The 13,902-nt window shown below is 47.3% G+C and carries 10 protein-coding genes; 5 read left to right on the forward strand and 5 right to left on the reverse strand.

Features of this window, described 5'->3' with window-relative positions:
* Positions 1–16: 16 nt before the first annotated feature.
* The 5 genes from secD (at position 17) to accC (ending at position 5,885) form a co-directional block, all read left to right on the forward strand.
* Positions 17–1,897: a protein translocase subunit SecD gene (gene secD, locus NGM44_RS10740; RefSeq protein ID WP_253223634.1), complete on the forward strand. Its 1,881-nt coding sequence runs from the start codon at positions 17–19 to the stop codon at positions 1,895–1,897.
* Positions 1,898–1,907: 10 nt separating this feature from the next.
* Positions 1,908–3,056 (forward strand): protein translocase subunit SecF, encoded by a 1,149-nt coding sequence (gene secF / locus NGM44_RS10745; RefSeq protein ID WP_253223635.1) that lies wholly within the window; start codon positions 1,908–1,910, stop codon positions 3,054–3,056.
* Positions 3,057–3,178: 122 nt separating this feature from the next.
* Positions 3,179–3,838: a TIGR00730 family Rossman fold protein gene (locus NGM44_RS10750; protein ID WP_253223636.1), complete on the forward strand. Its 660-nt coding sequence runs from the start codon at positions 3,179–3,181 to the stop codon at positions 3,836–3,838.
* A gap of 232 nt (positions 3,839–4,070) precedes the next feature.
* Positions 4,071–4,496, forward strand: coding sequence for an acetyl-CoA carboxylase biotin carboxyl carrier protein (gene accB / locus NGM44_RS10755; protein ID WP_253223637.1), 426 nt, complete (start codon positions 4,071–4,073; stop codon positions 4,494–4,496).
* Between the two features lie 12 nt (positions 4,497–4,508).
* Positions 4,509–5,885: an acetyl-CoA carboxylase biotin carboxylase subunit gene (gene accC, locus NGM44_RS10760; protein ID WP_253223638.1), complete on the forward strand. Its 1,377-nt coding sequence runs from the start codon at positions 4,509–4,511 to the stop codon at positions 5,883–5,885.
* A gap of 110 nt (positions 5,886–5,995) precedes the next feature.
* Here the strand turns inward: accC and NGM44_RS10765 are convergent, their stop codons facing one another.
* The 5 genes from NGM44_RS10765 to NGM44_RS10785 form a co-directional block, all read right to left on the reverse strand.
* Positions 5,996–7,702 (reverse strand): hypothetical protein, encoded by a 1,707-nt coding sequence (locus tag NGM44_RS10765; protein ID WP_253223639.1) that lies wholly within the window; start codon positions 7,700–7,702, stop codon positions 5,996–5,998.
* 27 nt (positions 7,703–7,729) lie between these two features.
* Complete coding sequence (locus NGM44_RS10770; protein ID WP_253223640.1) at positions 7,730–9,448, reverse strand: hypothetical protein; 1,719 nt, start codon at positions 9,446–9,448, stop codon at positions 7,730–7,732.
* A 136-nt stretch (positions 9,449–9,584) separates the two neighbouring features.
* Complete coding sequence (locus tag NGM44_RS10775) at positions 9,585–10,286, reverse strand: SDR family oxidoreductase (protein ID WP_253224690.1); 702 nt, start codon at positions 10,284–10,286, stop codon at positions 9,585–9,587.
* Positions 10,287–10,501: 215 nt separating this feature from the next.
* Positions 10,502–11,470 carry a protease SohB gene (sohB, locus tag NGM44_RS10780; protein WP_253223641.1) on the reverse strand — a complete coding sequence of 323 codons (969 nt, stop codon included), beginning with the start codon at positions 11,468–11,470 and terminating at the stop codon, positions 10,502–10,504.
* Between the two features lie 123 nt (positions 11,471–11,593).
* Entirely contained in the window at positions 11,594–13,453 is a 1,860-nt protein-coding gene (locus NGM44_RS10785; protein ID WP_253223642.1) for a potassium/proton antiporter, read from the reverse strand.
* Positions 13,454–13,902 lie beyond the last annotated feature (449 nt).

The raw sequence follows: 13,902 nt of genomic DNA on the forward strand, positions 1-13,902 counted from the left end.
TCATTAAGAAATCCCTATGCACTACCCTGCTTGGAAATACATACTCATCGCAGTGGTGCTTGCTTTTTGTAGCATTTTTGCACTACCGAATTTATACCCTGATGAGCCAGCCGTACAGATCACCGGTGCGACTGCAGGCACTGAGCTGACTGATGCTGTCTTGACGCAAGCCCAAAGCGCGCTTAGTAATGCCGGTCTTGAGCATCATGGCGGCAGTTTTGAGAATAACAGCGCATTGGTTCGCCTAAAAACCCCAGAAGATCAGCTAAAAGCACAAGAAGTGCTGCGCCGTGATCTGGGCGAGAACTATGTCGTCGCACTAAACCTTGCGCAGACCACGCCAGAATGGCTAAAAAACCTTGGCGCAAAGCCGATGAAACTGGGTCTGGACTTGCGTGGCGGTGTACGCTTCGTGCTTGAAGTAGATATGGCAAAAGCCCTAGAGCAGCGCCTAGCGACCGCAAGCCAAGAAGCGCGCCGTACTTTGCGTTCCAATCAAATCCCTGTTGCCAGTTTGCGCACCACTGCCAATGGTATGGTGCTGACTTTCACCAGTAATGAAGAACGCAGTCGCGCCCAAAGTGTCTTACAAAACACCATGGGGCTTGACTTTACCCTGCGTCCTTATATGGATGCCCAAGGTGCTGCGCTGGAGCTAACTTATACCGAAGCGAAGCTGAACGAGATCAATGAATACGCGGTTAGCCAAAACTTGACCACGCTAAGAAATCGTATCAATGAGCTTGGCGTCGCTGAAGCCTTGGTACAAACTCAAGGCGCGAACCGTATCGTCGTTGAGCTACCCGGTGTCCAAGATACCGCAGAAGCAAAGCGTGTCTTGGGTCGTACCGCAAACCTAGAGTTTCGCATGGTCAGCGATCAAGCAGCGACTTATAGCGGCGTGGGTATTCCACCTGCAGGTACAGAAGTATTCCCATTTGGTGAGCTAAACGGTCCACCTGTGCTGCTTGAGCGCCAAGCCATCATCACCGGTGAGCGCGTACAAGGTGCACAGCCGGGTCTTGACCAAAATGGTATGCCACAAGTTGCCATCACGCTAGATACTGCTGGCGGCCGCTTGATGCAAAACGCCACGCGTACCGCGATCGGCAAGCCAATGGCAGTGCTGTTCATCGAACATAAGCAAAAAGTCAGCTATGAAACTGACCCTGCGACAGGCGAACAAAAAGAAATCCGCACCCCTTATACCGAAAGCCGCGTGATCAACCAAGCGACCATTCAAGCGGTATTGGGTTCGCAGTTTGTCATCACAGGTCTAAACAGTGATGCTGAAGCGGGTGAGCTTGCCCTACTGCTACGCTCTGGTGCGTTGGCTGCGCCGATGTATTTTGTTGAAGAGCGCACCATCGGTCCGTCATTGGGTCAAGAAAACATCGATAAAGGTCTGCTATCAACGCAGATCGGCTATCTGCTGGTATTCTTGTGGATGGTGATTTTCTATCGTTTCTTTGGTGTGGTTGCCAATATTGCACTGGCATTCAATGTGATCATGATGGTCGCGATCATGTCGCTACTGGGTTCGTCATTGACGCTACCAGGTATTGCAGGTATTGTTTTGACCATCGGTATGGCGGTCGATGCTAATGTGTTGATTTTTGAGCGTATTCGTGAAGAGCTTGCCAATGGTGTGCGTGCCAAAAACGCCATCGCTGCAGGTTTTGATCGCGCCTTTAGCTCAATTGTCGATGCCAACATCACCACGCTATTGATCGCCTTTATCTTGTTTGCCATCGGTACAGGTCCGATTAAGGGCTTTGCGGTGACATTGGCAATTGGTAACATCACATCGCTATTTACCGCCATCGTGGTGACGCGTGCGATCATCCATCTGTGGTATGGCTATCGTAAGAATGTGACTAAACTGAGCATTGGTTAGGAGTTGACAGATGAGTAATGAAAATAACCCAATCGACCCTACCACGCCATCAGCTGACGGTAGCTCTGTGCGCCGTCGCCGTGGTCCGCGTCGTGATGGTAAAGGCTCAAATGCACTTGCCAACCAACAAGCCCTAGCCAATCAAGCGATCATCAGCGAACAGACTGACGATGCTGCCGAAAAAGCAGGCGGTATCAAGCTGATCGCCAATCAGCGCATCATTCCGTTTTTGAAAATCGAAAAACCGATGATGTTGATCTCCTTGCTGCTTGTCGTGGCAAGTATCATCGCCATCGTGGTTAAGGGTCTAAACTTCGGTCTGGACTTCACAGGCGGTGTCTCAGCTGATGTGCGCTATGAACATTCGGTTGAGCAGGTGCAAGTTGTCGATGCCTTGGCAAAAAATGGCTTTAATGATGCAGTTGTGCAGTATTTGGGCACGAACCAAGAGCTATTGATCCGCCTACCACCCCAAGAAGGCAGCCCTGACGGCTTGACCGCAGTACTGGATAAGGCATTGGATTTACCAAATAACCTTGCCACCGTTGATAATATCAACATCATCGGTAGCCAAGTCGGTAATGAAATTTATCTAAATTCATTATTGGCACTTGCGATGGCATTGGGCATGATGCTTGTGTATATCTCAATCCGCTTTCAGTTCAAGCTTGCCATGGGTGCGATGCTGTCTCTGTTCCATGACGCGGTCGTCGTCGTCGGTATTTTTGCGATTTTCGGCTTACCGTTTGACTTGACTGTCTTGGCTGCGGTACTTGCTCTGATCGGTTATTCGGTGAACGATACCATCGTTGTGTATGACCGTATCCGTGAGAATTTCCGCCGTGTGCGTGGCTTATCGCCGCGTGAGGTAGTCGATTTGTCATTGACCGAGACTTTGCGCCGTACGATCATGACCAGTGGTACTGTACTTGTCGTGGTCATTGCCATGCTGTTCCTTGGTGGTGATGGCTTGTACTGGTTCTCGTTCGCGCTATTGATTGGCTTGATCGCTGGTACTTATTCATCGATCTATATCGCAAGCTCAATCCCACTGATGATGGGTCTATCACGCGAAGATTTCGTGGTGAAAGTCAAGCCGGAATTCGCCGAAGAAGAAGTGATTTTCGCTGATCCAGAATTACAAAACAGTAAAGACTGATCGGCAGATGATCGAAATACGCTCAAGGTTTTTGGGCGTATTTTTTTGTACCAAACTTGTGATGATGGCTCAAATCGGCTATGATGGTTTTTTTAAAAAACCAATTGACAGAGTACATCATCATGACCACACAAAACAGTCCAAATGCCAAGCATCACCTATCAAATATCGTCGTCTATTGTGGATCAAACTTCGGCAATGATCCAAGCTTTTATGCAGCGGCGGTCGCAACGGGCAAGGCAATCGCCGAACGCGGTGCGCGCCTAATTTATGGTGGTGGTAATGTCGGTTTGATGGGTGTGGTCGCTGATAGTGTGCTTGAACACGATGGTGAAGCCATTGGTATTATCCCTAAGTTTTTAAAAGATAAAGAAGTGGCGCACACGAAGCTGACCGAGCTTGTGATCACTGACTGCATGGCAGAGCGCAAGCTTGCGATGATTCATCGTGGCGATGCGTTTATCGCCCTACCTGGTGGCATCGGCACTTATGAAGAGCTGTTCGAAGTGCTGTCATTATTACAGCTGAAGCAGCACGCGCATCCGATCGGTGTGCTCAATATCAATGGTTTTTTTGACCCACTACTTGCCATGCTAAAAGCCACCACCGAAGCAGGCTTTATGCCGATGGCAAATGTCTCACTGCTGTGCGTGGCGGATGATATTGACGCATTGCTGGCACAGATGCAGCAGTTTGAGTTCATTGATAGCCAAAAATGGGTCAAGCCTGCTTGGATGACAGATGATAAAATCGTGCCAAGTTTTATTGATAAAACCGACTGATCTACCATCAAATACGCGCACAAGGATGATTTTACGGTGAATTTTGTGAAATTTTTGACAATTTGTACCAAAATATTACAAAAAACACTTGCAATAAAATAAAACGAATGTACACTATAGATATCTGATTTTTGCGCCAATCATCTTATGCATTAATAAGTGTTTTTACGATTGGGCACTCATAAATTGTAGCGATTGCTAACTTTTAAACATTTTTAGAGAAGGTGATGTGATGGACATCAAAAAAATTCGTGAATTAGTGGATTTGATGGAAGAAAAAGACCTATTAACCCTAGAATACGGTCATGATGATAATTACATCAGCCTAACGCGTAATACTGCGGTGCAGACGGTTGCTGTACCACAAGTTGCCGCCGCTCCTGCTACTGCCCCGAGCGCTCCTGTTGCCAAGACTCCTGCAGGTAAAGTAGAAACTTCACCGATGGTTGGTGTGTTCTATTCTGCACCAAGCCCAAATGATCCACCATTTGTCAAAGTCGGTCAAAAAGTCGAAGCTGGTGACACCTTGGGCATCATCGAAGCGATGAAAATCATGAATCCACTAGAAGCCACCCAAAGCGGCATCATCGAAGAGATTTTGGTTAGCAATGCTGAAGTGGTCGAATTTGGTCAGCCTGTCATCCGCTACAAAGCCTAACAGGATATCACCATGATTAAAAAACTGCTCATTGCCAACCGTGGCGAGATTGCGCTGCGCATCGTGCGTGCCTGTAAGCAGCTTGGCATTGCGACGGTGGGCGTGTACTCGACTGCTGATAAAGATCTGATGCATTTGCGCTTTGTTGATGAAGCGGTCTGCATCGGTAACGCACCATCGACCCAAAGCTATCTGGATATGAATGCCCTACTGGCTGCAGCTGAAGTCACAGGCGCTGATGCCATCCACCCTGGTTATGGCTTTTTGTCAGAGAATGCAGAATTCGCTGAAAAAGTCGAAGAAGCGGGTTTGACATTCGTTGGTCCACACCCTGAGCACATTCGCTTGATGGGTAATAAGGTCTCAGCGATCAATGCCATGAAAGATGCTGGCGTACCGACCGTACCAGGCTCGGTGGGTGCGGTGACTTTGGGCAATGCCGAAGAGCAAGCACGCAAGATCGGTTTTCCGCTGATCGTCAAGGCTGCTGCTGGTGGCGGTGGTCGTGGTATGCGCGTGGTGGAACGCTTTGAAGAGCTGATCAATCAAGTCCAAGCCGCCAAAACCGAAGCCCAAAGCGCCTTTGGTGATGACACTGTGTATATGGAGCGTTTTTTGAAAAATCCGCGCCATGTCGAAGTGCAAGTCTTGGGCGATGGTAATGGCAATGCGCTGCACCTGTTTGATCGTGACTGCTCACTACAGCGCCGCCACCAAAAAGTGCTGGAAGAAGCCCCTGCCCCAGATATTCCTGATGATGTGCGCACACCGATTCTAGAAGCGTGCGTGCGTGCGTGCGAACAGATCGGCTATCGCGGCGCAGGTACTTTTGAATTCTTGTACGAAGATGGTCAATTTTTCTTCATTGAGATGAATACGCGCGTGCAGGTCGAGCACCCTGTGACCGAGATGATCACAGGTATTGATATTGTCGTTGAGCAGCTGAAAATCGCTGCAGGCTATGGCTTATCTTATCATCAAGATGAGATCGCCATCCGCGGTCATGCCATCGAATGCCGTATCAATGCCGAAGATCCAAAGACCTTTATGCCATCACCAGGTAAAATCGGTCAGCTATTCACGCCGAGTGGTTCAGGTATTCGTTTTGATTCGCACTTGTATCAAGGCTACACGATTCCAAGCTACTATGACTCATTGATCGGTAAGCTGATCTGTCATGCACAGACGCGTCGCCAAGCGATCGCCAAGACCTTGCATGCATTGGATGAATTGGTTGTCGAAGGCATTAAGACCAATATTCCACTGCACCGCGATGTGATTTTAAAAGATGAAGCGTTTTGTGAAGAAGCGCAAAACATTCATTATCTGGAAAATCATATGCTCAATGCCGACAAGCCCAAAAAGCCTGCCGAAGATCCCTTGGCATAATCGCATATAAATCATCAACAGTCAGTGTCGATCACTGGCTGTTTTTCATATCTTTTATATAATAAAAAGCTGTGATGTTACTCACAGCTTTTGTTTGGTTGATTATAAACCTAAGGCGTATCAGGTGTATCATCAAGATCGGGTTCGTCAGGAATGACTTCCATCTCATCATATGGCAACTCATAATCTGCACCATCATCAGCTGCCGCGCCAATGCCTGTAGTCATCGCGATCATTGCTTTAAGATAGTGGTTATCCCCTTCTTTTAATCGTGCAAACAGATCATTGCCATATTCGAATAGATTAACACTGTTGGCATCATTCGGCATACGATGCGCCGATGGCAAGCGCGCAAAGGTATCGTGCATCACTGGAATGATGGTGGTAAAGCTATCCACCACCAGTGGCGTGCTAGATGTTTGCGTTTGATCACCAAGATAATAACGCTGATGCATCCATTTCAGCCCTTTGCCCTGCAGTCCATAGTGTGACACTGGCGCGTATGCTGATGACTCGCTTTGGGTTTGATTTTGTGTGCTTGCCATATAGCCATCCATCACTTGTGCCAAATATGACAGCAGTACATGGATCATGGTTCGGCTATTGAGCTTGACTTCTTCATCTGCGGTGATGTCAGTCGGCGGCTCGCCTGTGATTTGATTGATGATGATGCGGCTTTCACCTTCTTCGATGGTGCGCTCAGGCGGCATGAATACCGCTTGATATTCAGGGATTGCTTCGATGATGGCATTGTACAAGGTATCGGCAAAGATATAGTCAGCGAAGTTTTTTGCCTGCATGCTTGGCTGTGCGCGGATAATCCGATCGCTACCAGTGATTATCTGAAGCTGTGCATCGGTCAGCTGCTCACGCAGATGTGGTAAATTGATCAGTGAATCTGCATTCGTCCAAGTGAATGATGATGTATCCAAGCTATAAAAGCTTTGTTTTTTGGCATCCAATAGCCCTTGCAAGAATTTTTTATAAAAATCTTTTGGCAAACTGTCATCATTCAGCGGAATTTTTAGCCATTTATTATGCCAAGCTGTGCCAAGCTCTTTATCAAGCGCTTGGCTATTAATCAGTGCCAAATGATCCGCCCATAGGTATAGATCGCCTTTTTTTAGATCAAAATACATCGGCTGAGTGATGCGCGCTTGTAGGTTTTTGCTCTGATATTCAGCGATGGGCAAGATGGTGATATGACCTGCCAACGGCTGATAATTCCCCATCACTTCAATGCGACTTGGCTTAATCAAGTAAGCATCAGTCAGCGCTGCTTTTTTGGCGTCTAATGCGCTGTGTTTGGTGGCAGGCTGCTCACTGTGCGCTTGATAAGCATCAAAAAATTGGTCAAATTGTGCATCGATTGGCAATTGAGTATTTTTTTCAAAAAACCCATCAGTGTCAAATTCTGCCGCTGTAGCTTGGGTTTGGCATTCGTTAAACTGTGCCTTGAAAGCATCCAGTTTATCTTGATATGCCGATGCGTCTAAGTTTTCGATATCTACACCTGCTGCCTGTAGCTGCTTAAGCCATGCGATATAAGCAGTATCATGCACTTGCTCGCAGTTTGTGGCATCGGTGGTAGTGCCAGCAGTCGCCAAGGCATCGCGCTGCATGGCATTGGTCACAGCAATATCGGTTCGATAGCCGAACGATGTGCGCAGCTGCGACTGTATGGCACTGCCAAGTGCATCTTGGGCGTTGATGGACTGTGCGGTATTTGCTTGATGGTTTGTAATCTGTGTCGTAGCGCAGCCTGATAACGCCGCCAATGACAAGCACAGACTAAAGGTTTTTAACGATGTTTTCATAAGATATCCTACTTAAATGTGCTTGAATTATTTTGGCTCTTGACCGCTCTGTTCTGTATGCGACTCCTCCATCGCTTCAACGCAAGCATAATAAGTGCTTAAAATTACATCAAGCTCTGCGCCGTCGTTAAGTTGCTGATCAAATTGCGCATCACAGTGATTTGGCTCAACATAGCTTGCGCGCTGCTGTGCTGCTAGGCGTGCCAGTTTATTTTCTTGGCGAATATTGGCAAGCCATGCATTACCGTCTTTGGCATCACCAGTGAAACTTTGGGCAAGCTTATCAGCATAGGCATGACGGAACGGCTGATCGCTGTAGCGCGTCTGACCGATGGTCTGTAGGCTGACATTGAGCATCGGCTGCTTGATAGCCTGCACTGACTGCATCCCGATCATGCGTCCGCGACTGTCAAGATAATAATATATCGAGCCGTTAAAATTCATCGGCAGCACTGATTCGACAAGCGCAAAGATACTGCCCAAATCATCGCTGTGATAGCCTTGATTGATCAATAGCCAATCATCGATCGCTTGCTTGATTTTGCTAGCATCAAACTTACCTTGCGCAGTGTATTTATCAGGATGAGCATCGACATAGGCTTTGAGTTCATTTGCCAAAATCTTAAGGGCAACGCCAGCCTGCTTGCCCATGGCTTTGCTGTCAAAATTCAGCTTAATCACCGAACTTGCGCCCAGCTCTTTGGCATAGGCATCGTGGTGTGCGTCCACAGGGGTGAATGATTCACTGTCAAACTCCGCCAAGCTCTGCACAAGGCTACGATTCAGCGCATCATAGACCACAGACATCGGCAGCACGCCATCGAGCGTTTTTGGCAGGCTAAAGCGCATCAAACCATTGGGAATCTCTTGTGGTAACGGCGTGTGTTGTGGCGCGATGAACGCCATCAATGGCAATGCCGCCGACACATCTGCCACCGCACGATCATGTTCAAAGTCCAGTGACACAGGCAGCTGCACCGACTGATCCAAGGCAGTAGAATGATAATCCAGCGCCATCAGCATATCGATTTTACGCGCAGCAGGTACATGATGACTCAGCACGGTGATGGTGGAATTGTCGTATTGATATAGGTTTTTGGCATCTAGTTGTGCTTGGCTTTGTTTCATATATTCAAGCATTGCCGACATCAGATTGCTATACAGACCTGCGGGCAACTGCTCTGTCGGCACATTGATTGGTAAGTCATCTGCTGAGATGTCGCCTTTGTACGGCGTATTGGCGGTTTTCATTTTTTTATAATGATCAAACCATGAACCCGATGCCGATACAGTATTCGTATCCGTTTCAGTGATCGCATCATCTTCTGCATTAACTGACCAAGCGTCATAATCAGTATCCACCCCACCATCATCCATGCCAAAATCTGTATCGTGCTGTGCATCTTGTGTGGATTTGTATTCAATCGTCTTAAGCGCAGTCGTCCAAACAGGATCGGCGCCCGCATCGATGCTGTCAGGTGTATGTAAGGCATGGACACGATTGTGATAAGTAGATAGCACATAGCGTTCTTGGGCTAGGTGCGCGCGCATGGCATCAAGTAGCGTGGCTTTGGCATAATTGGCGGTAGAGCTGGCATTATCAGCAAATGGCAAATTGCTTGGCTTTGGCGCGTCGGCAGTCATTGCCGCACTTTGACACGCGCTTAAAATGGTGGCAGTTAGGCAGAGTACGCCCATTTTTGGCACAAAAGATCGCTTGGCAGAGCGCAAGAGTTGAGTAAACATAAAAAGTCCATTGGATGTTTAAAGTTTCATCATTTTAACATCTTTTTGTATCCTAGCCAATCAAACACCGCAAAAATCATAAAATACAAAAAACCCCGATTGCAATCAGGGTTTTAAATAGTCTATTACTCAAGTTTTAGATAAACTTAGTAATCACACGCAGTGGCAGATATTTCATCCCAAGACCAATCGGCAGCCACGGCCAAGCAGGGACATAAGCTTCATCGACTTTGGCCTCGATTGCTTTGATGATGACTTCTGCGCCTTCTTCTTCTTCGACTTCAAATGGCAAGTATTTTGCGCCGATGTTCAAATCGGTGCGCACATAACCAGGGTAGATCGTCGATACGGTAATCGGTAATTTTTCTTTGATCATGTCTGCGCGGATACCTTCAGCAAGGCTTGCAAGACCTGCCTTGGCAGCGGCATAAGTGGTCAGATGGCGTGGCAAGCCGCGCACCGCCGACATACTTGAGATGACCACCAACTGACCGCTATTTTGCGCGCGGAAAATCTGCATTGCCGCTTCACACTGCGCGATGGCGGCGATGAAATTGGTCTCAGCGGTCGCGCGATTGATGTTAAATCGTCCATGACCAATCACGCGGCTATCGCCCACTCCTGCATTGACGATGATTTTATCAATCGTGCCGATCTCTTTGGCGAATGTGTCAAATACGGTGAAAATCTCATCATACTGGGTCACATCCAATCGCTTGGTATGCACCTTAACGCCATATTCTGCTTCAAGCTCGACTTTGAGTGCGTCCAGACGCTCAAGGCGGCGCGCACAAATCGCCAAATCATAGCCCAAAAATGCAAACTTACGCGCCATCATCGCACCCAAGCCACTGCTTGCGCCTGTGATCAGTACGCATTTGCCCGTGCCGATACCGCGAATGTCGTTCAAGTCTTTGATTTTGCTGAATTGATTGGCGATTTTACGACCCAATTTATCCGCACGACCAAATAGTTCTTCTAATTTTTTCATTAAATACTCAAATGCAAAAAAATCGCTATTTTAGCACAATTTTTGTGCTTGCCAATGTGAAATTATGGACGGTTCAGTTTGCTGATGGCGTGATTTGCCGTTTGCAAAGTCTTATCAAACACGCTAGAGATGCTGCTGCTCACTTGATCAGCTAGACCCAATTTTTCTGCCAAAGTAGGCTTACTGCGTGAGTGCAATGCAAAGACATTGTGCGTTTTCATTTTCTCGAGCAAATACGCATCTGATGTACCGATCTCATCACACAGACCTAAGTTTTTGGCATCTTCACCGAACCAAATCTCACCTGTGGCGATTTTATCAACATCAAGACTTGGGCGGTGCTTGGCGACAAATGCCTTAAATAGCTCATGAATACGGTCAATGTCCGCTTGATATTTGGCGCGGTCTTCATCAGTATTTTCGCCAAACATCGTCACCGTGCGCTTATATTCGCCTGCAGTGAATTGCTCAAAATGAACATCGTGCTTTTTTAACACTTCATGAAAATTGGGCAGCTGACTGACCACGCCAACTGAGCCAAGCACGCCAAAATCACTGGCGATGATTTTATCGGCAGTACACGCCATCATATAGCCGCCACTGGCTGCGATTTTATCGACGCAGATGGTCAAGGTCAGCCCCGCTTGCTTAAGGCGCGCCAATTGCGCTGCCGCCAGACCATAGCTTGATACTTGACCGCCACCACTTTCTAGGCGCAAGACCACTTCATCACCTGCTTTGGCAATGCTGATGACCGTGCTGATCTCTTCGCGCAGATGCGCTACGGCACTTGCCTTAATATCACCGTCAAAATCAAGCACATAGATGGTTTTATCATCTTTGCCATCAAGCGGCGTTTCTTTTTTATGTGCTTTTTCTTTGAGTAATTTTTTTAGTTTGCACAGCGGATTATCGGTCGCATCATCGCCGTGGCTGATGATTTCGCCAAATTGCTTTTGTGAGCGTTCTTGGTTCTTATTTAGGTGAATCAGTTGTAGCTCAACAGGTTTTTTGGCTGAATGAAATAGCATAGGTTTTCCAATGGGTTTTTTCAATATTAATAACTTGATAAGCACAATTTATGGTGGTGATGCGCGCAGATTTAAAGGCATATTACAAAAGTAAACAAAACACGCAACACCGCCGTTTTTGATCTATTTATCGCGATCAAGGTTTTTTAGTCCGACGCCACGCAAGCGACCTTTATTATCAATGTCTCGGACGATCAGCGACCAATGATCATTTAGGCGCACGGTATCACCTTTGACAGGTTCGGTGCTGAATTGTCCAAGCATGAACTCTTCGATGGTTTGGTTCTGTGCTGCGGTCAAACGCTCGATCAGCTCATCATCGACACCGCTTAGGCCTGTGACTTGTGGCGCAACCGTAAAGACATCAAGCGCACTGGCAACAGGCGGTAGGCGTGATAATTTGTTATTATTGGCAAGTGAGCGCGTGGCAAGATTATAAAACGGCAAATCTGAAATCAGCACATGGGGCGACAGCAGCCAATCGCCATAAAACTCGCTGTTCTTTTGGTATTGCGTCGCCGAGTTATTGAAAATCTTGGCAATGCTTGCCGCATAATCACCACGCAGCGCGTACCAAACGACATCGCCTGTTTTTAGGATGGTTTCATCATTGACCGACAGCAGTCGCTCATTACGCACGACGGCAAATACCGAAATGTCGTTCGAATTGACCTTGCTTGAAATGCCTTGTGGATGACGACCGATGGCAAATGCCCCCGGTTTGACTTCAAATTCATACAAGGTAATATTCGCCTGATCACCGACCCAAATTTCATGTTCTGCCTTGGGCGCATTGTCCGTCGGTACCCACACGCGAAACAGTCGCGACATCATCGGAATGCTCGTACCTTGGGCAAGTAGCGATAAAATCACCACGCCAAAGGTAATGTTAAACGCCAAATCCGCACCAGGTACTTGCATGGTCACAGGAATGATCGCAAGGGTAATCGGCACTGCCCCGCGCAGACCCACCCATGAGATAAAGCTGATCTCACGAAAGCCGAAACGAAACGGCAGCAGCGATGATGCCACCGCGAACGGACGCGCGATGAATAGCAAAAATAGGAAAATCAATAGCGAATAATGCCATACTTCAAGGATGCTTGATGGCTTAACAAGCAAGCCTAATACCACGAACAGCACCGCTTGTGACAGCCATGCAAAGCTATCCATAACACGAAGCACATGTTCTGTGGCGCGTACTTTGGTATTGCCAATGACCACACCAGCAAGATACACCGCCAAAAAGCCTGAGCCGCCAAGCAAGTTCGTCGCCCCAAAAATCGCCATCCCTGCCGACATGATTAAGATGGCATACATACCATCAGCAAGATGGACTTTTGGCAATAGGCGCGACAATGCCCAACCCGCCACCAAGCCTGAGATTAAGCCGATACCAATTTGGCTGATCAGCATCAGCACCAAATCGCCGATGCCTTGACTGGTTGGATCAAGATTCAGCGCAATCATCGCTGTAACAAGCAAGATCGCCAAGGGGTCGTTTGCGCCCGATTCGATCTCAAGCGTGGCTTGCACACGGTCATTGAGCTTGACACCGCCATGACGAAGCAGTGAGAAAACTGCCGCCGCGTCCGTTGAGCCGACGATCGCCGCCATCAATACGCCCAATCTCCAATCGACACCAAGTAGCCATGTGGCGAACACACCAAGCACCGCCACGGTTGCAAATACACCCCAGCTTGCCAAAGTCACCGCAGGCTTAAGCCCCACACGGAACGAATGCAAAGAAGTGCGCAAACCGCCATCGAGCAAAATACACGCCAATGCCGCCTGACCGATAAAGTTGGCAAGATTGTAATCGGCAAACTGAATGCCCATCACCCCTTCTTCGCCAGCAAGCATCCCCACTGCCAAAAAGAACAGTAACAACGGCACGCCCAATCGCGCGGATAAGGTGCTGGTCATGATACTGATAAAAATCAATATCGATGCGACGACATAAAAGATATTTAAGGTACCCATCGATGGCGGTATTCCTATCGGCTTAATAAAATATTAATAAAAAATAAGGAAAAGTAATTTTTTGTTCGGTGTAAAAAACACAACAATAACAACAGTTAAGCACTCAATTAAGTCATCATTGACACAACAGTCAAAACTTCTTTCAATCCTATCACAGCTTGAGTAAATAGACTACTAATAAATTAAAGTTTTTTAAAATTTTTCGGCGAAAAATTGATCAGATGAGCCATATCACAGGATAAGAACAAAACAGCATTGCAATTTGAGATAAAAATCCATCAACAGCGGCAAATTGATGATATTTTTGTTAAAAATTAAAAAAATCCACACAAGATTACTTGCACCAATGCCGATAACAAGGCATAATGTATGGTTTGACAACAACTTAATTTTCGTGGTGATTTTTGCTGTGCATTGATGGATATTGATGCGATTTTGGCAAATCACTG

Origin of the sequence: Moraxella sp. FZFQ2102 (assembly GCF_024137865.1) — a bacterium.
Classification (GTDB): domain Bacteria; phylum Pseudomonadota; class Gammaproteobacteria; order Pseudomonadales; family Moraxellaceae; genus Moraxella.

What these genes read in the sequence shown, in the direction of transcription:
- secD (WP_253223634.1), top strand. Translation starts at nt 17, where the DNA reads ATGCACTACCCTGCTTGGAAATACATACTCATCGCAGTGGTGCTTGCT.
- secF (WP_253223635.1), top strand. Translation starts at nt 1,908, where the DNA reads ATGAGTAATGAAAATAACCCAATCGACCCTACCACGCCATCAGCTGAC.
- NGM44_RS10750 (WP_253223636.1), top strand. Translation starts at nt 3,179, where the DNA reads ATGACCACACAAAACAGTCCAAATGCCAAGCATCACCTATCAAATATC.
- accB (WP_253223637.1), top strand. Translation starts at nt 4,071, where the DNA reads ATGGACATCAAAAAAATTCGTGAATTAGTGGATTTGATGGAAGAAAAA.
- accC (WP_253223638.1), top strand. Translation starts at nt 4,509, where the DNA reads ATGATTAAAAAACTGCTCATTGCCAACCGTGGCGAGATTGCGCTGCGC.
- NGM44_RS10765 (WP_253223639.1), bottom strand. Translation starts at nt 7,702, where the DNA reads ATGAAAACATCGTTAAAAACCTTTAGTCTGTGCTTGTCATTGGCGGCG.
- NGM44_RS10770 (WP_253223640.1), bottom strand. Translation starts at nt 9,448, where the DNA reads ATGTTTACTCAACTCTTGCGCTCTGCCAAGCGATCTTTTGTGCCAAAA.
- NGM44_RS10775 (WP_253224690.1), bottom strand. Translation starts at nt 10,286, where the DNA reads ATGATGGCGCGTAAGTTTGCATTTTTGGGCTATGATTTGGCGATTTGT.
- sohB (WP_253223641.1), bottom strand. Translation starts at nt 11,470, where the DNA reads ATGCTATTTCATTCAGCCAAAAAACCTGTTGAGCTACAACTGATTCAC.
- NGM44_RS10785 (WP_253223642.1), bottom strand. Translation starts at nt 13,453, where the DNA reads ATGGGTACCTTAAATATCTTTTATGTCGTCGCATCGATATTGATTTTT.